The 20,020-nt window shown below is 71.6% G+C and carries 13 protein-coding genes and 1 pseudogene; 10 read left to right on the forward strand and 4 right to left on the reverse strand.

Annotation, left to right across the window (positions count from 1 at the left end; genetic code table 11):
* Positions 1-73: 73 nt before the first annotated feature.
* Complete coding sequence (locus IF00_RS0106270) at positions 74-1,198, reverse strand: amidohydrolase family protein (RefSeq protein WP_051819893.1); 1,125 nt, start codon at positions 1,196-1,198, stop codon at positions 74-76.
* 83 nt (positions 1,199-1,281) lie between these two features.
* On the opposite strand from IF00_RS0106270, the gene IF00_RS0106275 reads away from it, so the two are divergent.
* Positions 1,282-1,806, forward strand: a complete 525-nt coding sequence (locus IF00_RS0106275) for a MarR family winged helix-turn-helix transcriptional regulator (RefSeq protein WP_051819895.1) — start codon at positions 1,282-1,284, stop codon at positions 1,804-1,806.
* A gap of 54 nt (positions 1,807-1,860) precedes the next feature.
* Here IF00_RS0106275 and IF00_RS0106280 read toward each other — a convergent pair whose 3' ends face one another.
* Entirely contained in the window at positions 1,861-2,232 is a 372-nt protein-coding gene (locus IF00_RS0106280; RefSeq protein WP_030315107.1) for a DoxX family protein, read from the reverse strand.
* Positions 2,233-2,840: 608 nt separating this feature from the next.
* Positions 2,841-3,899, reverse strand: a complete 1,059-nt coding sequence (locus IF00_RS0106285; RefSeq protein ID WP_030315108.1) for a helix-turn-helix domain-containing protein — start codon at positions 3,897-3,899, stop codon at positions 2,841-2,843.
* Between the two features lie 268 nt (positions 3,900-4,167).
* Here IF00_RS0106285 and IF00_RS0106290 point away from each other — a divergent pair, with 268 nt between their 5' ends.
* Entirely contained in the window at positions 4,168-7,851 is a 3,684-nt protein-coding gene (locus IF00_RS0106290; protein WP_030315111.1) for a S8 family peptidase, read from the forward strand.
* A gap of 124 nt (positions 7,852-7,975) precedes the next feature.
* Here the strand turns inward: IF00_RS0106290 and IF00_RS0106295 are convergent, their stop codons facing one another.
* Positions 7,976-11,266 carry a glycoside hydrolase family 2 gene (locus IF00_RS0106295; RefSeq protein WP_030315112.1) on the reverse strand — a complete coding sequence of 1,097 codons (3,291 nt, stop codon included), beginning with the start codon at positions 11,264-11,266 and terminating at the stop codon, positions 7,976-7,978.
* Between the two features lie 752 nt (positions 11,267-12,018).
* Here IF00_RS0106295 and IF00_RS0106300 point away from each other — a divergent pair.
* The 8 genes and pseudogenes from IF00_RS0106300 (at position 12,019) to IF00_RS0106330 (ending at position 20,004) form a co-directional block, all read left to right on the forward strand.
* A complete protein-coding gene (locus IF00_RS0106300) occupies positions 12,019-13,110 on the forward strand; it encodes an ABC transporter substrate-binding protein (RefSeq protein ID WP_030315114.1) in 1,092 nt (363 codons plus the stop codon).
* A 182-nt stretch (positions 13,111-13,292) separates the two neighbouring features.
* Positions 13,293-14,579 (forward strand): annotated as a pseudogene (locus IF00_RS46040) (sugar ABC transporter ATP-binding protein); the annotation flags it as partial.
* A 507-nt stretch (positions 14,580-15,086) separates the two neighbouring features.
* On the forward strand, positions 15,087-16,061 hold the full coding sequence (locus tag IF00_RS46045) for an ABC transporter permease (RefSeq protein ID WP_106975774.1): 975 nt from the start codon (positions 15,087-15,089) through the stop codon (positions 16,059-16,061).
* The gene (locus tag IF00_RS0106310; RefSeq protein ID WP_030315118.1) at positions 16,058-17,113 is read left to right on the forward strand and encodes an ABC transporter permease; all 1,056 of its coding nucleotides are present in this window, start codon (positions 16,058-16,060) and stop codon (positions 17,111-17,113) included. Before IF00_RS46045 ends, IF00_RS0106310 begins: the two co-directional genes overlap by 4 nt.
* A gap of 89 nt (positions 17,114-17,202) precedes the next feature.
* Positions 17,203-18,285 carry a LacI family DNA-binding transcriptional regulator gene (locus IF00_RS0106315; protein ID WP_078944566.1) on the forward strand — a complete coding sequence of 361 codons (1,083 nt, stop codon included), beginning with the start codon at positions 17,203-17,205 and terminating at the stop codon, positions 18,283-18,285.
* A gap of 34 nt (positions 18,286-18,319) precedes the next feature.
* Complete coding sequence (locus IF00_RS0106320; RefSeq protein ID WP_030315123.1) at positions 18,320-19,432, forward strand: aldose epimerase family protein; 1,113 nt, start codon at positions 18,320-18,322, stop codon at positions 19,430-19,432.
* A 66-nt stretch (positions 19,433-19,498) separates the two neighbouring features.
* Positions 19,499-19,723 carry a DUF6479 family protein gene (locus IF00_RS0106325; protein WP_030315125.1) on the forward strand — a complete coding sequence of 75 codons (225 nt, stop codon included), beginning with the start codon at positions 19,499-19,501 and terminating at the stop codon, positions 19,721-19,723.
* A gap of 35 nt (positions 19,724-19,758) precedes the next feature.
* Complete coding sequence (locus IF00_RS0106330) at positions 19,759-20,004, forward strand: hypothetical protein (protein WP_158710436.1); 246 nt, start codon at positions 19,759-19,761, stop codon at positions 20,002-20,004.
* Positions 20,005-20,020: the final 16 nt, after the last annotated feature.

Consider the following 20,020-nt stretch of genomic DNA (forward strand, 5'->3'; position numbering starts at 1 on the left):
GACGGATGAGGCGACGGACGCGAGAGCTACGGGGCGCGAGGTGTGGGGCGCGCGAGGGGAGAGGCGGCCGGGGTCAGCGGACCTGGCGCACGCCGCGCCGCCAGACGTGGGCGATGTCGCGGACGGCGGTGATGTCACGGATGGGGTCGCCGTTGACGAGGAGCAGGTCTGCCCGCAGCCCCGGGGCGACGCGGCCGCGGTCATGGAGACCGAAGTGCAGGGCAGGGGCGGCGGTGGCCGCGTGCAGGGCCTGCGGCGGCGTCAGGCCGGCTGCCGTCAGGAGTTCGAGTTCGCGGTGCATCGCCTCACCGTGGAGCGGGGCGAAGGGGGTGGCGTCGGTTCCGGCCAGCAGGGGCGCACCGGCCGCGGCGAGGGCGGCGACGACCGCCGTGGAGTACGCGCGGCGGTCGGGGCGTCCGGCGCCGGAGGCTTCGGCATAGGCGAGGGTGCTGACCACGAACACGCCTTGGGCTGCGGCCCGCGCGGCCAGTTCCTCGGTGGGCGGCGCGCCGGCTCCGCCCTCCCACCAGGCGTGCGCGAGGCCGTCGACTCCGGCGGCGAGAGCCGTGGCGGCCTCGGTCGCCGTGGCCGCGTGCGCGATGGTCCGTAGCCCGGAGTCATGGGCCGCCGCCACAAGTGCCGCCGCTGTCCGGGCTCCGAGGACGGGCAGCCTGGTTCCCGCCGTGGACCCGTCGTCGATGACGATCTTGAGGTAGTCGCTGCCTTCGCGGAGGCGGGCGGCGACGAAGGCGGCGGCGTCCTCGGGCCGGGCGATGGTGTCGAACGGCCCGGCGGCATCCCCGAATCCGTCGGCCATGAGGGTCATGAGCTGGGACGGGTGCCCGCCGGGCGCGGTCGCGAGCACACCGGAGCTGCGCAGGTCGGCGACGTCATCGCGCTCGGCGGCCAGGGCGCGCTGGCGCCGGAGGTTGGCGGGCAGGCAGAACATGTCCAGCTCCGTCGTCACGCCGTGGCGCAGGGCCGCGGCGAGGCTGCCGTCGAAGGTGTGGGTATGGGCGTCGATCAGCCCCGGCAGCAGCGTGCGTCCGGATCCGTCGATCTCCACGTCCGCGGGTGTCGCGGGGTCGTGGGCGGCGATCCTGTCGCCGTCGACGAGGACGTCGACGCGTTCGTCGAGGACGCGGGCGCCGTCGAAGACGCGTACGTCGCGAATGAGCGTCCGGGCAGGGTGGGGCACAACAGCCTCCGGAAGGGTCAGCAGTTGGTTCGCTCGTTGATAGTACTCCAGCTAACTATCTTCGAGTGAATAGAATTGCGACCATGAACGGAGACGAGCGCGGACGTGGGATCGAGGATGTGGACGCGGTCGACCGGATCGCGGCCGACTGGCGCCGGGAACGACCCGACCTCGATGTGACCCCGCTGGCCTTCGTGGGGCGGATCGCGCTCGTCGCCGAGACGCTCATCGGGCCGGCGGGTGAGCGGGCCGTGGAACAACACGGCATCAACAAGGGCGACTTCGACGTGCTCGCCACACTGCGCCGACGTGGCGCGCCCTACAGCGTGATCCCGTCGGTGCTGTCGTCGGAGCTGATGATGTCCCGCGCCGGTATGACCAAACGGCTCGACCGCTTGGAGGGGGCCGGTCTCGTACGGCGCACGCTGGACGCCGACGACCGGCGCAGCTTCCGTGTCACTCTCACCGACGAGGGGCTCGCCGTGGTCGACGCCGCGCTCACCAGCCTCGTGGAGTCCCTGGGGGAGCTTGTCGCGGACCTCGACCAGGACGAGCGGCGTCGCCTCGACGGCGCCCTGCGCACGCTGCTGCGCGCACGCGGGCGCTGAACGGCCGGAAGCGGGGGCCGTGGGGCGGGGATCCGCCCCGTCGGCCGGAGGGGGTCAGGAGTCGGCGCGACCGATACCGCGCGCCCACAGGATCAGGGGGATCTGGAGGGGGAGCCGGCCGTAGGCGATCGCCCGCGCCTTCGGCGAGCGGCCTCGCCAGTCGTAGGCCATCTTGACGTTGGCCGGGAAGACTCCGGCGAAGAAGAGGGCCGTGGCGCGGGCGCTCGCTTTGCGGGTCGCCGGAAGGGCGAGCCCGGCGGCGAGGGCGAGTTCCGCGACACCACTGGCCTGGGTCCAGGTCCGGGGGCTGCCCGGAAGGAACTCCGGCACCGTGGCGTCGAACTGCTTCGGGGAGGCGAAATGGGCGACGCCCGCGGTGGCGAGCAGGCCGGCGAGCAGGAAGGCGGAGCGTGCGGACCGGGACATCGGATTCCTTCGGACGGGGGCCGGAGTGGCGGCGGCGAGGGAGGGCGGAGCACACCTTACCGGCCGGTAGGTATGTGTGGGGTTCGTGCTCCGTGTCGCGCTCGCGGTGGACGGTGCCGCAGAACCGGCCGCCGGCAAGCTGGGGTACCTTCGGGGCATCGCGGGGAAGGGAGTCGGCGTGCGGATCGCTGGTGCCGAGGTCTTCTCCTGTGCCGTGTGCCGGGCCCGGTTGTCCGCTCCGGTGCGCGAGGTGCAGCCGCCGGCGGAGGGCGAGGCCTGGACACCGCTCAGCACTCCCGTGGACCCCTGCCCGCCCAGGATGGCGGCCGGTACCTTCGCCTACGACCCGGAGCCGGGACGCATCACCTGGGGCCCGCCGCCCAAGGGCTTCGGGAAGTCGCGGGCGGGACACGCGCCAGGCGTGGACCCGCTGCTGAGCCCGGCTGACGTGGTCGGTACCACGAGGATTCCGAGCCGCTGGGGCGGCTGTTGCGGGCCGGCCGGCCAGGACGGGCCGAACCTGGCCTGCGCGGGGTGCGGTGCGGAGGTCGGTCTGTGGATCGGCGACTGCTACACCTGGCTGGAGGTCGTCCTCGACGGGCGTCTGGTCAGCCGTTCGTCAGCCACCCCCGCTGCGCCGCCTGCCACACCAACTGCGTCCTGGTCAGGGCCCCGGCGCGCTGCATCAGGGTCTGGATCCGGCGCTGCACCGTGCGCTGACTGACCCACAGCTGGGACGCGATGGCCTTGTCCGCGACGCCGGCGACGATCAGGGAGAGCAGATACCTCTCGTCGTCGGCGAGGTGCACCGCCGGATTCGGGCCGCCGTCGAAGTCGGCCAGTTCGCCGGAGTCCGTGACGTGCAGCGGGGTCGCCGCCGCCCACTGGCTCTCGAACAGGGCGATCAGCGCGTCGAGCAGACTGCTGCTGTGGATCACGGCGGCCGTCGGCTCGCCCGCCCGGTCGGCAGGACCCGCCGCCGGTTCCGCACCGTCGGGGCCGTCCCCGCTCTCGTACACCAGAGGGCAGATGGCCATCGAGCTGTCCGCGATCACCAGTCGCACCGGAAGCGTTCCGACGGCTCGCGCCTGCTCGCCCGCGCGGATGCTCCGGGCAACGTTGTCAACCATCCCGGGGCCCTCCAGGAGTTCGCGCTCGTAGATCGTCCTGTAGCGCACCCCCCGGGCGAGCAGCTCCCACTCCTCGTCGTTCTCCGCCGCCGCCAGGGCGACCGGACGGGCCTTGCAGAGCCAGCGCATCTCGCCGGCCCCGTACGCCATCTGCCGCAGCCGCTGCCGGATCACGCTCGCGCCGGTGATCACCTCGACGAGCTGCCCGGCGTCGTGCCGCCGGCCGCCGGCCCGGTACTCCTCGGCGAGCTGTTCCACACCCCGCCGGGCCCATTCGAGCGCCTCGTGCCCGCGCAGCAGCAGCGGGCGCAGCGCCGCGTCGGGCGCCATCGGCACGTACCGCTCGGGGCCGCCCTCCGGTGGTTCGGCGGCCCGGCCCACCAGGCCCTTGTCGTGGAGGGACGCCAGCAGTCCCTGGACCCGTGCCGTGTCGAGGCCCAACTGCGCGGCGATTCCCGCGATGTCGGCTTCCCGTACCCCGAGGAGGAAGCGGTACACCCTTTCCTCCGCGGCCCCGACCCCTGCCGCCTCCAGCATGTGTCCTTCGCCCACGAAGCCTTCCCCCACCCCGGTTGACGTGATCACCCCCGTACCCGGAGTGATCAAATCACATCAGGGCCGCCGGAAACGAGAGCCCGCAATACCACGCGGCCCCGTAAACGACCTGCGCTGCAAGCACATTGGCGGCGAGTGGACATGTCGCCTCTTCGCCAGTCGCGGGCTGTAGCGAAGGTGATCGTTCCTGTTGACTCTTGGTTCCGCCGGACACGGATCCCCCTCCGCCGGCGGAAGGAGTGCCCTCAGCATGCGCAGCAGACGGAGAACCGCACTGCTCGGCTTCGCCCTGGCAGCCACCATGACCGCAGGCGGCATGGCGTACGGCGCCACGCCTCCTCCGGCGACCGGGGAGGACGCGGTGACCGCCGCACCCCAGGACGCTGTCCGCACCTCCACGGTCACCCTGGTGACCGGCGACAAGGTGACGGTGGCCACCCGGGCGGGCAAGACCGTCGCCGTCAACGTCACCCCGTACCGGGGCAGCGCCACCGGACTGCGGACGTACACGGTCGGCACCGACGTGTACGTCATCCCCCGGGACGTCGAGGCCCTGGTCCACAACGGCCGGGTCGACAAGCGACTGTTCAACGTCACCCAGCTCGTCGCCCAGGGCTTCGACGACGCCCACCACGCGTCGACCCCGCTGATCGTGCGCTACGACTCCACCGGAACCGCCACCCCCGGCGGGGCCCGTCTCACCCGCGAGCTCCCCGGCATGCGCGGCGCCGCCGTCACCGCCGACAAGGCCGAGGGCGACACCTTCTGGGAGGCCGTCGACGACGACAGCGCCCGGGCCGGAACACCCAAGGCCCGTCTGTCGGGCGGCGTCCAGCGCCTCTGGCTGGACGGCAAGGTCGACGCGCTCCTGGAGAAGAGCGTGCCGCAGATCGGCGCACCGGAGGCCTGGGCCGCCGGATACGACGGCACCGGCGTCAAGGTCGCGGTGCTCGACACCGGCGTCGACGCCACCCACCCCGACCTCGCCGACCGCATCGTCGAGAGCCGCAGCTTCGTTCCCGGCGAGACCGCGCGCGACGGCCACGGCCACGGCACCCACGTCGCCTCCACGATCCTCGGCAGCGGCGCAGGCTCCTCCGGCACGTACCGGGGCGTCGCGCCCGGCGCCAAGCTGGTCGTGGGCAAGGTCCTCGACGACGGCGGCTCCGGTTCGGAGTCCGGCATCATCGAGGGCATGGAATGGGCCGCGCTCTCCGGCGCGAAGGTCGTCTCCATGAGCCTGGGCGGCCAGGAGGGCGCCGACGGCACCGACCCCATGTCGCTCGCGGTCAACGAACTCACCGCCAGGACAGGCGTCCTGTTCACCATCGCGGCGGGCAACAGCGGCCCCGGCGCGAAGACCGTCGGCTCGCCCGGCGCCGCCGCCGCGGCCCTCACGGTCGGCGCCGTGGACTCCGCCGACACCGTCGCGGACTTCTCCAGCAGGGGCCCGCGCGGCGACGGCGGCCTCAAGCCGGAGATCACCGCACCGGGCGTCCGGATCGTCGCGGCCCGCGCGGCGGGCACCACGATGGGCTCTCCGGTCGGCGACCTCTACACCACCGCGAGCGGCACCTCCATGGCGACGCCGCACGTGGCGGGAGCGGCGGCGATCCTCGCTCAGCGTCACCCCGACTGGTCGCCCGCCCGGCTGAAGAACGCGCTCATCAGCACCGCGAAGACCACCGCCGACGCCTCCGTGTACGCCCAGGGCGCGGGCCGTGTCGACGTGGCGCGCGCCCTCCGCCAGCCGGTGACGGCCGCCGGCACGGTCGACTTCGGCCTGCGCGGCTGGGACGACTCGTCCACGGTCGAGAAGAGGATCGAGTACGTCAACGACGGCGACACCCCGATCACGCTGGCGCTCTCGCTGAAGAACGCCGGCGAGACGCTGCCCGCCGGAACGCTCGCCCTGGGCACCGACTCGGTGACCGTCCCCGCGCACGGCACCGCCGAGGTAGCCGTCACCCTCGACAGCCGCGGCGTCACCACCGGCTCGCACGGCGCGCACGTCACCGCGCGTGCCACCGACGGGACGGCGGCGGTGACCGCGGTCGGCTTCGGACGGGACGTCCAGCGCTACGACGTCACGCTGAAGGTCCTCGACCGCGACGGCAAGCCGACCGGCGGCATCGCCGCGGTCACCGACACCACCCTGGACCAGGGGATGATCCCGGAGACGTACCCGGTCGGCGAGGACGGGACCGTCGTGCTGCGGGTGCCGCGTGGCGAGCACTCCTTCATCGCGGAGATCTTCCACTACAGCCCCGACTGGAGCCTGCTCCACGAGTACACCTACGCGGCCCGGCCCGGCACGCTCATCGACTCGGACCGGACCTTCACCTTCGACGCCTCCAAGGCGGGCAGGGTCACCATGACCACGCCCCGCCCGTCGGAGACGAACCGTCTCCGGGTCGGCATCGCGTCCAGCCCCACCTCGCGGGTCCTGGTCCACAACCGTGAGGTCTGGCTCGGCGGTGAGACGGCTGTCTACTCCGTGCCGTCGGCCACCACCGACCCCACCCTCTTCGAGTCGCGCGTCGGCTGGTCGCTCAGCGCTCCGGCGCTCTCGGCGCGGCTCGCCGGACACGGCAGCCGTGCCCTGGACGTCTCCTACTTCCAGGGCTGGACCGGCTCGGCGCGCTTCGACGGCAGCCGCACCCTCCGGGTGGCCAAGCCCGGGGAGGACGTCCGGGGCAAGCTCGCGCTGGTGAAGCGGGACCCCGGCACCACCACGTACGCGCAGGTCGACGCGGCGGCCGACGCCGGCGCACTGGCCGTGCTCGTCTACAACGACACCCCCGGCGGCTGGCTGGCGGGCAACTGGAGCCCGAAGGAGACCCGCATCCCCGCGATGACGGTCTCCGGCACCGAGGGCGAGCGTCTGCTGGCCCTGTCCGGCGCCCGGATCGCCTTCTCCGGTACGGCGGTCAGCCCGTACGCCTACGAACTGCTCAAGTACCGCGCCGGCGGCATCCCCGCCGACCAGCGCTACCGCGTCCGGCCCGGTGAACTGGCCACGGTCGACAGCCGGTTCCACGGCACCACCGCCGGAGCCGAGGCCGGATACAGCCGTCTGATGCACTCGCCGATGCAGGCGGTGGCGAACTTCTCCTTCGGGCGGATGCCGCTCCAGCGCACCCTGACCGAGTACGTCACCACGGGCCTGCGCACCTACGAGGCCATGAAGCTCGGCCCCGTGTGGTCGGCGGGCGGCACCTGGCAGGTGACGGCCGCCACGAAGTTCACCCCCGGCCAGCAGGTGCGCCGCGACTGGAACAAGGCCGTGGTCCGCACCGCGCTGCCGATCGAACTGGACTACGCGGCCGCCCGCGTCGGCGGAGTGGGTACGGTCGCCGCCGCGGGGCTGCTCGACAGCGGATCCGCGCAGTGGGCCTTCGTGCGCAACGGCACCGACAAGGAGCTGGCCACGGTCTACCGGGACGGTGTGCTCCTCGGCACCGCGCCGGCCACCACCGTCGCCTTCCCGATGATCCCGGAACGCGCCGAGTACCGCGTGGTCACCGACGTCCAGCGGGCGGAGGCCGGCTGGAACACCTCCACGAAGGTGCGCACCGACTGGCGCTTCCACTCCGCGCAGAGTGAGGGGCGGACGCTGCTGCCCGTCCTGTCGGTCGACTACCGCCTCGGCACCGACCTGGCCAACAGCGCCCGGACCGGGTCCCGCACGGCCGTCGGCCTCGGCGTACGGCACCCCAAGGGCCTCGTCGGCCCGGCCGTCACCGGGGTCAGGCTGTGGGCCTCGTACGACGACGGTGTCTCCTGGCGGCAGGTCCGTCTGGACGGCCGTCTGAACGGCACCATCGACAACCCGGCGGCCGCCGGCTTCGTCTCGCTGAGGGTCACCGCCACCGACGCCGACGGCAACTCCGTCGACCAGACGGTGACGCGCGCCTACCAGGTCCGCCGCTGACGGACCACAGCCGGAGGGCCGGGGCACCCGCGCGCGGGTACCCCGGCCCTCCGCGTCCCCGCCCCCGAACGCCTGCCGAAGAGGCCGGCGTTCGGAGGCGGGGACGTGCGGTCGCGCCGTCGAGCTATGGCTTCTGCTGTGCGTGGAGGGCGGTCACCTCCTCGGAGCTCAGGGCCTTGTCGAAGGCGCGGACCTGGTCGACCGAGCCCTTCCAGAAGTCGACGTTGCCGCCGCTCCACTTGGCCCGGCCCACGGACAGCGGCCCGGTGCCGACGTCCGCCGGTCCGGCGGTGGCCGTCGACACGAGGGCACCGTCGACGTACAGCCTGATCTCGTTCCTCGCGGCGTCGCGGACACCGACGAGGTGGTACCAGCGGCCCGTCTCGGGCGTGGTGACGTAGCGGGCGCGGTTGCCGCCGGGTGTGCTGAAGGCGAAGGCGCCCTGCCCGTACTGCAGGTAGAAGGGGTTCTCCTGGCGCCGGCCGTCCTGGCTGACCACGGTCGCGTAGTTGCCGGGCAGGGAGTCGAGCGTCGCCCAGGCCGACACCGAGTAGTCGGCGGTGGTGTCGATCACGGGGCCTCCGGTCTCGGCGTACTGGCCCTGACCGTCGAACTTCAGGGCGCTGCCGCTCACTCCCGGGGCCCAGGTGGTGCCCTCGGAGAGCTTCAGGTCCTCGGCGTTCGGACCCGCGTCCCGTGCCGTCGTCCCGGTGCCCTCGTCGAGGGCCCAGGACCCGCCGCCCTGGAGCTGATCGCGCTCGCCCGCCGCGGCGCCGGCCGCGATGACCTTCCGGTTGATCTCGCGGACGCGCACCGGGTCGACCTTGATCTCCCTGCGGTCGTATGTGTAGAGGCCGTTGAGCTCGTTCTCCAGATCGGAGATCTGGGTGTAGATGGAGCCGGAGAGCTCCGCCCCGGCCGCCTCGAGGTAGTACTTCTCCGTGTTCTCGACGTACTTGCGGGTGAGCGCCTCCTTGTCGGCGACGCCGCTGTAGATCACGGTCGGCGCGCCGGGCCACATGTGTCCGGGGGCGCGGAGGGTGAAGCCGCCGTGCTCGCCGTCCATGGCCGCGCGCTCGGCGTCGGGGAAGGCGGGGTCGGTGTTGTTGTAGTCGTGATGGTCGATGATGTCGCCCTTGCCCGAATCCCCCTTGGAGTTGCAGCAGTTGACGCCGCTGTGGGCGTTGACGACACGGGACGGGTCAGCGGCCTTGACGGACTCGGCGATACGTCCGGTCTCCTCGCGGTTCCACTCGCCCCAGCCCTCGTTGAAGACGATCCAGCCGATGACGGAGGGGGAGCTGTGGTGCTGGCGCATCATCTCGCGGCCCTGGTCGACGAAGGCCTTGTGGCCCGTCTCGTCGGTGAGGTCGCCCGAGACGAAGTCCTGCCAGACCAGCAGGCCGAGCCGGTCCGCGTGGTAGAACCAGCGCGGCGACTCCACCTTGATGTGCTTGCGCACGGCGTTGAAGCCGAGCTTCTTGTGTGCTTCGAGGTCGAAGGCGAGGGCCTTGTCGCTGGGCTGGGTGTAGAGGCCGTCCGGCCAGAACCCCTGGTCGAGGGTGGCGAGGGAGTAGACGGGCTTGCCGTTGAGCACCAGCTTCTGGAAGCCGCCGACCTTCTCGATCCCGATCTTCCGCATGCCGAAGTAGCTCTCGACGGTGTCGGTCGACCGTCCCTGGATCAGCTTCACGTCGAGGTCGTAGAGGTACGGGTCGTCCGGACTCCAGAGCCGCTGGTTCGCCACGGCCAGCCGAAGCTGCTTGTTGGCCGGTCCGCTGACCCGGCCGACGACCTTGCCCCGGGCGTCCCGGGCGACGGCTTCGACGCGTGCGGCGGACGTGGCGTCGTCGGACGCGACGGTCACCGCGAGGCTGCCCGTGTCTATGTCGGGGGTGGTGACGACGTCGTCGATGGAGACGGGGGCGACCGGTTCCATCCAGACCGTCTGCCAGATTCCCGACGACTGCGTGTAGAAGATGCCGCCCGGGTTGGTGGACTGCTTGCCGGTGGGCTGGTTCCGGCCACCGGTGTCGGTGACCGCGACGACGACCTCCTGCGGTCCGGTCCCCTTGATCGCGTCCGTGACGTCGGCGCTGAAGGCGTTGTAGCCGCCGGTGTGCTCGGCGACCTGCTTGCCGTTGACCCAGACCCGGGCCTGGTAGTCGACGGCGCCGAAATTGAGCTTCAGGCGGTTGTCCTTGCCGCCGGCGCCGACCTTCCAGTCCTTCGGCACGTTCACGAGCTTGCGGTAGAACATGTGGTCCTCGTGCCGTTCGACGCCGGAGAGCTGCGACTCGACCGGGAAAGGCACGATGATCTTCTCGTCGAGGTCCTTGCCGAAGACCGGCTGCTCGCCCGTGTCGGCGCCGGCGAACTGCCAGGGGCCGTTGAGGTTCTTCCACTTGCCGCGCACCTGCTGAGGGCGCGGGTACTCGGGCAGCGGGTTCTTCTCGTCCAGCCGGTCGCCCCACTCGGTGGTGAGCCGGTGGGTGGAGGCGTTCTTCGCGGGGCGGAGGATCTGCGGAACCGTCTCCCCGCCGTTCTTCAGGCCCCCCTTCCCGTCGTAGTCGACCCTGACCTGCTGGTCCTTCTGAATCGGCTCGGCGAGGGTGACGAGGACGGAATCGCTGTCGTCCGGCGCGACCGTGACCGACTGGATCGGCATGGGCGTGGTGTCGGCCTCGACCGTGAGGTGGTCCTTCACGGCGGTGAGATCGGAGACCTTGCCGTCGAACCTCGCGCGCAGTCGGCGGCCGCTCTCGTCCACGGTCAGCTCGACGGGGTAGACCTCGAAGTCGGCGGGCGGGGTGAACGCCGACTCCGGTACGAGTTGCCTGGCCATCGTCGGAGTCGACCAGCGCAGGAACATGTTGGCGCCGCCGACGTCCTGGAACATCTCCAGGCGGAAGTCGTGCTTCTCGCCGGCGGTGAGCCGGATCGAGGCGCTGGTCTGCTCCTTGTCCCAGTCGGGGATCCAGTGGTCGATGACCGGCTTCCCGTCGATGAAGAGACGGAACCCGTTGTCGCCGATGCCGTAGAACGTGTAGTCGCCGGTGGCCGGCGCCTCGATCCGGCCCGTCCAGCGGGCCGTGGTGTGTTCGGTCCGGCCGGTGAGGTTCTGGAAGGTGCCCGTAAGGCCGGAGAAGTTGACTTGCGGGTCGAGGGACGTGCCGCCGAGCGTGGCGAAGTCCCGCGCACCGGGTGCGGACATGCTGAAGTACTCGCCCTTCAGGCCGTGTACCTCGATGGCGGCGTTCTCGGAGTTCGCGTTCTCGGTGGGGGCGGCGCTCGTGCCGCGGGGCTGTTCCGCGGCCGACGCGGTGGGGAGCAGGGCGCTCGTGGGCAGCACGAGGGCGGCCGCTGTCAGGAGGGCCCACATTCTGGTGCGGGGGCGGGTGTGTCGTCGTGTCATCGAATCTTTCCTCGGGGCAGAGGGGAGTCGGAGCCGGATCGGGGGAGGGCGTGACCGCTGAACCGCCGTGCGCGGCTCGTGGGCCGGCGGGGTGACGTGGTGTCGAGATGTCGTGGTGTCGAGGTGGTGGTGACGTCTCGGCGACCGGAGTCCGCCCGCGCGGTCGACGTAGGGCGGTCGTACGGAGCCGTACCGGGTCGTACGGGGTTCGTACGGGTCGTGCTACTGGTCGTGCGGAGGCCGTACGGGAGCCGTACGGGATTCATGCGCCGGCCGTACGGGGGTCGTACGGCCGACGCGCGGTCGCTCGGGCGGCGTCGGGCCGGTGGTGGCCGAGCCCGGCGCGGTGCGGGCACGGATGGCCGACGGCCGGGTGGACCGGCCGTCATTCCAACGTTGGAAATCGGCGTGCAGCGGAATGACAGCACGCCGCCCGGCGCCTGTCCAGACCCCTCGCAACCTTCTGCTGACCGTGCTTCACCACCCTTGTGCCGGAGGGGGGTTGTCTCTTGAGAGCGCGTTCAGAAAACGTCGCGCCGAACTCTTGCCGAGTACTCCGCGGCGCAGTTATAACGTTGTAAAGCCGCAGACGCCGCCCCGTCGCCCCAAGGGCGTCGGGGTCGAGTTTCCGCAGTTCAGGCTCATATCGGCCAGGTGGGCGCGACCTTCCTGGCAGGCCGACAACGTTTCCCCATCCCCGCGCGACCGCACGCCACTCGGCGGTGCTGTCCCCCGCCAAGGAGTGTCTTGACATGACCCTTCCGAAGAGATCCCGCGCGCTCTCCGTCGCCTGTCTCGTGGTCGCCACCGCCGCGCTGGCGCTGAGCGGCTGCGCCAAGTCCGAGACCTCCGACCAGGCAGGCGGCGACAGCAGCCAGGGCGCCCAGGTCGTCCAGACCCCCACGGCATCGGCGGCCACCGGTTCCGGCTGCTCGCTGACCGCGTACGGCGCTCCGAAGCTGGACCTCAAGAACGCGGTCGTCGGCTTCTCCCAGTCGGAGAAGGAGGCCAATCCGTTCCGTATCGCCGAAACACAGTCGATCAAGGATGAGGCCGCGAAGATCGGCGTGAAGAAGCTGCTCACCACGAACGCGCAGTCGCAGCTCTCCAAGCAGATCAGCGACATCCAGGACATGCTGGCCCAGGGCGCCCAGTTCCTGATCGTCGCGCCGCTCAACTCCGACGGCCTGGAGCCGGCCCTCCAGGCGGCGGCCGCGAAGAAGGTGCCGGTCCTCACGATCGACCGCAAGGTCAACGCGACGGCCTGCAAGGACTACCTGGCCTTCCTCGGCTCGGACTTCGTCGAGCAGGGCAAGCGCGCCGCCGACGCGATGATCAAGGCGACGGGCGGCACGGGGAAGGTCGCCATCCTCCTCGGCTCCTCCGGCAACAGCGTGACGACCGACCGCACCAAGGGCTTCGTCGACCAGGTCGCTGCCCAGGCGCCGGGGATCGAGATCGTCGCCCAGCAGACCGGTGAGTTCGCCCGCGACAAGGGCCAGCAGGTCATGGAGCAGCTCATCCAGTCGAAGCCCGACATCACGGCGGTCTACGCGGAGAACGACGAGATGGCCCTGGGCGCCGTGACCGCGCTCAAGGCCGCGGGCAAGGCCCCCGGCAAGGACGTCAAGGTCGTATCCATCGACGGCACGCGCAACGCCGTCCAGGCCCTGGCCAACGGCGAACTCAACGCCGTCATCGAGTCCAACCCCCGCTTCGGACCCCTCGCGTTCGCCACCGCCCAGAAGTTCTACGCCGGAGAGGGGATTCCCGAGGACGTCATCATCGCGGACCGCGCCTACGACGCGTCCAATGCCAAGGCGTCCCTCGGCGGAGCGTACTGACGCCGCGCCTCCGACGCCTCCGGTCACCACGCCCGCGGGAACGGTGACCGGAGCCGAGCGCGGAACCGGGGGCCGCACGGGCCACCACGGGACCTCCCTGCCCGTGGTGGCCGCTCCCCGCGTGGACACCCCACCACCCGCCACCACTCACCCACACGAAACATCTCCGGAAGGCCACGCTCATGGCACCCCCCGAAGCGGCCCCGTCCGCGACGAACGGCACCGAGCCGTCGGTCGCGCCGACGGTGCTGGAGGCGCGCGGCGTAGGGAAACGATTCCCCGGCGTCGTGGCCCTCGACGACGTGTCGTTCACGCTCCGCGCCGGCGAGACCCATGCGCTCGTCGGCGAGAACGGCGCGGGCAAGTCCACCCTGATCAAGGTGCTCACGGGCGTGCACCGGCCGGACAGCGGCGAGTTGCTGCTCTCGGACCGCCCCGTCCACTTCTCGCGCCCGTTCGAGGCGCAGCAGGCCGGTATCTCCACGATCTACCAGGAGGTGAACCTGGTTCCGCTGATGAGCGTGGCGCGCAACATCTTCCTCGGCCGCGAGCCCCGGACCCGTCTCCGGTTGATCGACTTCTCGCGGATGCACGCCGAGGCCGCTGCCCTCCTCGACGGGTTCGGCGTCGGCGTCGACCCCCGCCGCCCGCTGCACACCCTGGGCATCGGCGCGCAGCAGATGGTGGCGCTCGCCCGCGCGGTGTCGGTCCGGGCTCATGTGGTCGTCATGGACGAGCCCACCTCCTCCCTTGAGCCGCGTGAGGTCGAGACCCTGTTCCGGGTGATCGGCGATCTGCGCCGGCAGAACATCGCCGTCGTCTACGTGAGCCACCGCATGGACGAGCTCTACCGGATCTGCGACCGCGTCACGGTGCTCCGGGACGGACGGCACATCCACACCGGCGATCTGTCCGCTCTCGACCGGATGCAGCTGGTCTCCATGATGCTGGGCCGGGAGCTGTCCGAGGTCCGTCGGCACGGCACGACGAGCTTCGCGGGCGAGGGGCACGCCATCGCGCGCAAGCCCGTCCTCACGGCGACCGGAATGGTCAGGAAGCACCGACTGGACGACATCTCCCTGGAACTCCACCCGGGGGAGGTGCTGGGCCTCGGAGGCCTGCTGGGCTCCGGCCGCAGCGAGACCGCGAAGGCGCTCGCCGGCGCCCTTCCGCTGGACACGGGGCGGATCACCGTCGATGGTGATCCGCTCGACCGGATGTCCTCGGCGCGCGCCATTCGGGCCGGGATCAGCCTGCTGCCGGAGGACCGCAAGGCCGAGGGGATCGTGCCCGGCCTCTCGGTGCGCGAGAACATCGTGCTCGCGGCGCTGCCCCGCCTCTCGCGCGCGGGCATCGTCTCCCGCGCGCGGCAGGACCGTGTCGTCGACATCTTCGTGAAGCGGCTGCGGATCAAGGCGTCCAGCCCCGAGCAGAAGGTCGGCGAACTGTCCGGCGGGAACCAGCAGAAGGTACTCCTGGCCCGGTGGCTGTGCCTCGAACCCAAGGTGCTGCTGCTCGACGAGCCCACGCGTGGCATCGACGTCGGTGCCAAGGCGGAGGTCCAGGCCCTGATCGACGAGCTCGCCCAGGAAGGCCTCGCCGTCCTCCTGATCTCGTCCGACATCGAGGAGCTGGTCGAGGGCTCCGACCGGATCGTCGTCCTCCGGAACGGGGCAACGGCCGGTGAACTGACCGGGGAGCAGGTGTCGGAGAGCGAGCTGCTCGCCGTACTCGCGGACCACTCCCCGGCGGCGACGACCACGACCACCGCCCCGGCCACGCCCCCCCGCCCCGGCCACGCATACGGCCCCGGCTTCTGCCCCGGCCACGCCCCCCGCCCCAGCCACGCATACGGCCCCGGCTTCTGCCTCGGCCACGCCCCCAGCCCCAGCCACGACCGCGGCCCCAGCCCCAGCCACGGCCCCAGCCACAGTCGCGGCCGCAGGCAGGGCCGAGGACGCCGAGGAGGACCCCCGATGACCACCCAGGTGACCGCGGCGCCGCCGGTCGGCAGCTCCGTACGGCGCAGCGCCCCGGCCTGGTTCCAGGAGTACGGCGTCTACGCGGCGGTGGCCGCGCTCCTGCTGTTCAACGCTTTCTTCACCGAGCACTTCCTCACCGCCGACAACCTCCGAACCCAGCTGATCCAGGTCGCCCCGATCGTCATCGTGGCCCTCGGCATGGCCCTGGTCATCGGGACCGAAGGAGTCGACCTCTCCGTGGGGTCGGCCATGGCCCTGGCAGCGGCACTCCTGCCGCTGTACCTGGGCTACGGCCTCGTGCCCGCCCTGCTGATCGCGCTGCTCGCCGGCGCCGTCGTCGGAGCGGTGAACGGCGCCCTCGTGTCCGTCGTCGGACTGCAGCCCATCGTCGCCACCCTGGCCCTGTTCGTCGGCGGACGCGGCATCGCGCTCGTGATGGCGGACGGTCAGCTCAAGCAGATCGTCAACCCCGACCTCCTGTCGCTGGGCACCGGCAGTCTCCTCGGCGTCCCGCTGGTCGTCCTGATCGCGGCCGTACTGGCGCTCGCGGTGGCCTTCCTCGTCCACCGGACCACCTTCGGCCGCCAGGTCGTCGCGATCGGTGGCAACCGGTCCGCGGCCGCCCTCTCCGGACTGCCCGTCAAGCGGGTGCTGACCGGGGTGTACATCCTGTGCGGGGTGTTCGCCGCCCTCGCGGGAATCCTGGCCACCGCACGCCTCACCGCGAGCGACCCGTCATCCCTGGGCACCCTCATGGAACTGTCCGCGATCACCGCGGTGGTCGTCGGCGGAACCCCCCTGAGCGGCGGATCCATCCGGGTGCTCGGCACCGTCGCGGGTGCGCTCCTGATGCAGCTGCTGCGCGCCACGCTCGTCAAGCACGACCTGCCCGACTCCACCGCCCAGATAGCCCAGGCGGCCATCATCATCGCCGCCGTCTACGTCGCACGGGAGCGCCGATCCCGATGAACCCCACCTCCTCGCTCACCGCACCGGGGACGGGCACCACGCCCTCCGCGCCCACCGGGAGCGGCCCCGCCGCCGACCGCGGGCGGGCCGACGTCTCCGGACGGGAACGGCTCGCCGCGCTCGTGCAGCGCCAGGGCGTGCTCGCCGTCCTGCTCCTCGTCGTCGTGATCGCCTCCTTCGTCTACCCCACCTTCGCCACGCTGGACAACGCGCGGGGGGTGACGGTGCAGGCGTCGTTCCTGGCCGTCGTCGCACTCGGCATGACCCTGGTCATCATCACCGGTGGCATCGACCTGTCCGTCGGCTCGGTCTTCGCACTGGGCGGAGTACTCGCCGCCTGGGCCTCCCAGTGGGGCATCCTGCCCGCCCTCCTCGTACCGCTCGTGGCCTGCGGGACGATCGGCCTGATCAACGGTCTGCTGATCGCCCGGGCCGGCATGGCACCCTTCATCGTCACGCTCGCCTCCCTCCTAGGGGCGCGCGGGCTGCTGCTCGCCCTCACCGACGAAGGCGCCACCACGTACCTGGTGCCCAAGGGCTCGGCGTTCGCGGAGCTCGGCCAAGGCAGCATCGGAGGCTTCGGGTATCCGATCCTCGTCGCACTCGTCCTCTTCGCCGTCGGCGGGGTCGTCCTCCAGCGCACGTCGTTCGGCCAGACGCTGTTCGCCGTCGGCGGCAGCAGCGACGCGGCGACGCTGATGGGCCTGCCCGTGGCCCGCGCGAAGGTGACGGTGTACCTGCTGAGCGGACTCCTCGCGGGACTCGCGGGAGCCGTCAACGCGGCCCGGCTGTCCTCCGGCGTCACGATCATCGGGGCCGGCATGGAGCTCGACGCGATCGCCGCCGTCGTCATCGGCGGAACCCTGCTGGTCGGCGGCGCCGGTTCGGTGAGCGGCACCCTCTGGGGGGTGTTGCTGCTCGCCGTCATCCAGAACCTCATCAACCAGATCGGCACGCTCAACTCCTCGTACCAGTCGGTGGTCAGCGGCGGATTCCTCATCCTCGTCGTGGTAGCGCAGCGCTACCTCTCACGGAGCCGAAGTACCGTCTGACGGGGGACGGATCATGCTCGAACCAGAGCCGTCCCACAGCCGTTCCAGAGCCGATCCAGAACCGACGAGAGCTGAAACAGAGGAGTGCCGTGGGCGTCAGCCTCAAGGACGTCGCGCAGCGGGCAGGCGTGTCGATCAAGACCGTGTCCAACGTCGTGAACAACTACCCCCACGTCACGCCTCAGATGCGCGCCAAGGTGCAGCAGGCCATCGACGAGCTCGGTTACCGGCCGAACCTCACCGCCCGGCATCTGCGCAAGGGGCGTACCGGCATCATCGCCTTCGCCGTACCCGAGCTCGGCAACCCGTACTTCGCGGAGCTGGCCGGCGCCATCATCGACGCCGCCGCCCAGCACGACTACACCGTCCTCGTCGACCACACCGCTGGGCTGCGCGAGCGGGAACTGCTGGTCTGCCAGGAGTTCCGCTCCCATGTCATCGACGGGCTGATCCTGAGCCCCATCCATCTGGAGACGGCCGATCTGGTCGCCCGGCAGGAGACCTCGCCCCTGGTGCTGCTCGGCGAGCGCGAGTACGAGGCGCCCTACGACCAGATCGCCATCGACAACGTGGCGGCGGCCCGCGAGGCGGTCCGCCACCTCGTGGGCCTGGGCCGCCGCCGCATCGCGTTCCTCGGCTCCCGCACCGACCGCGAGCGGCAGCCCGCGCACCTGCGGCTGCGCGGCTGGCGGGAGGAGCTCGTCGCCTCGGGCCTGGAGCCGGCCGAGACGCTCGTCGTCGCCACGGACGGTTACGGCCGCGCCGACGGCGCGGCGGCCATGTCCGCGCTCCTGGACCGGGGGGAGCGGCCGGACGCGGTCTTCGCGTACAACGACCTCATCGCCCTCGGTGCGATGCGGACCCTCATCGAACGGGGCCTGCGTGTCCCCGACGACATCGCCGTGGTCGGCTTCGACGACATCGAGGAAAGCCGCTTCGGCGCGATCAGCCTCACCACCGTCGCCCCCGACAAGCACGCCATCGCCCGCCTCGCCGTGGACCGCCTCGTCGAGCGTCTCAGCGGCCGGTCGGACTCCGAGCCGCGCAGGATCAGCCCCGGGTACGAGCTCGTCGTCCGGGAGTCCACCGGCGGCGGCCGCACGGCCCCCGGCCACGGCCGCGACCCCGGCCCACGACCCGGCGACGACAGCCCGACCCCACCCCCCGCCTGACTGCCCGACCATCCGCTCGCCCTGAGGACTCGCCATGCTCCGATCCACCGTCCGCCACCGGCCGTTCGGCACTGCCCCGAGCGGAGAGGAGGTCGGCCTCTGGCGGCTGGAATCCACCTCCGGCGTCTACGCCGAGATCCTCACGTACGGGGGTGTCCTGCACTCCCTCGGCGTGCCCGACACCGAAGGCGGGACGGCCGATGTGATCCTCTCGCTGACGTCGGTGGACCAGTACGCCGAGAAGGGCCCGTACCTCGGTGCGCTGATCGGCCGGTACGCCAACCGCATCGCCCACGGCCGCTTCACCCTCGACGGCACCACGCACCACATCCCCCTCAACGACCGAGGCCACGCCCTGCACGGCGGTCCCGAAGGATTCGACACCAGGGTGTGGGACGCCCACCCCCTCACGGACGGCGACACGGCCGCACTCCGTCTGACGCTGCACAGCCCCGACGGCGACATGGGGTTTCCCGGCGCTCTCGACGTCGCCGTCACGTACTCCCTCGACTCGGCCGGCACCCTGTCCGTCGACTGCACGGCGACCACCGACCGCCCGACCGTGGTCAGCCTCACCAACCACGCCTACTTCAACCTGGCGGGCGCCGGAGACGTCCTGGGCCACACCCTCCAGATCGACTCCACGGCCTACCTTCCGGTCGACGGGGACGGCATCCCGCTGGGCCCGCTCCAGGACGTGACCGGCACGCCCTTCGATCTGACGTCCCCCCGGCTGCTCGGAGACTGCGTCGGTTCGGCCGACGAGCAGATCAGCCGCGCCGGCGGGTACGACCACTGCTGGGCACTGGCCGGACGGGAGCCGGGCCCGCTGCGGTACGCGGCCCGGCTGACGGCTCCGGCGGAGACCCGGGTCATGGAGGTGTGGACGACGGCGCCGGGCGTGCAGGTCTACACCGCCAACCACCTGGACGGATCCCTCGCCGACGGGACGGGCCGCTCCCACGAACGCCATGGCGCGGTCTGTCTGGAGACGCAGCACTTCCCCGACGCCCCCAACCGGCCCGAATACCCCAGCGCGGTGCTGCGCCCCGGCACGACCGCTCACCGTCGTACGGAGTTCCGCTTCCCGCACCTCGGCGGCGGGGCGGAGCACTCGACCGGTCTCCTGGAGGAAGCGTGTGATTGATTCCGGTGCCGGGGGGTAGCCGCGGAACTCAGACGGTCTGATCCGTTCTCGACAGAAAGGGCACCCATGCCTTTCTCGACTGCCACCGCCTCCGAGCTCGCCGCTTCCGGCTCACCCGCCCTGCTGCTGATCCTGGTAGGAGTGGTGATCGCCGTCCTGCTGATCGCCGCCTTCTGGTGGGGTTCCCGGCGCGCGGCTCGCAGAAGGGCCTCCGCCGGTGTCGCGCAGCCGCAGGCGGCCGAGGCGAGGCGGGACTCATGGACCGCGCCGGACGAGCGACCTGACCGATGAGCAGGCCCGTGGGGCCGCAGCGGAAGGAGGACCCCGTGAAGGGAAAGGGCGACGACAACGAGCGGCGGGACCGCCGCACCGCCCCCACCACTCCGGCGGACGCCGAGGGCGAGAGCGGTGACAGGGAGGCGCGAGAGGATGCCGAGGAGGCCGTGACGCGACGCGCCGGGGACACCGACCGCGCCGGCGACACCGACCGGGCGGGCGCCGACGGCCACCGGGCCAAGCGTCAGCGCCCCGGCCTCGGCCGCGAGGAGCAGACCCGGGACCAGGGGGCCTGACGCCCGGCTGTTCCGG

The sequence above is a fragment of the Streptomyces flavochromogenes genome, from assembly GCF_000717595.1.
GTDB classification, from domain to species: domain Bacteria; phylum Actinomycetota; class Actinomycetes; order Streptomycetales; family Streptomycetaceae; genus Streptomyces; species Streptomyces flavochromogenes.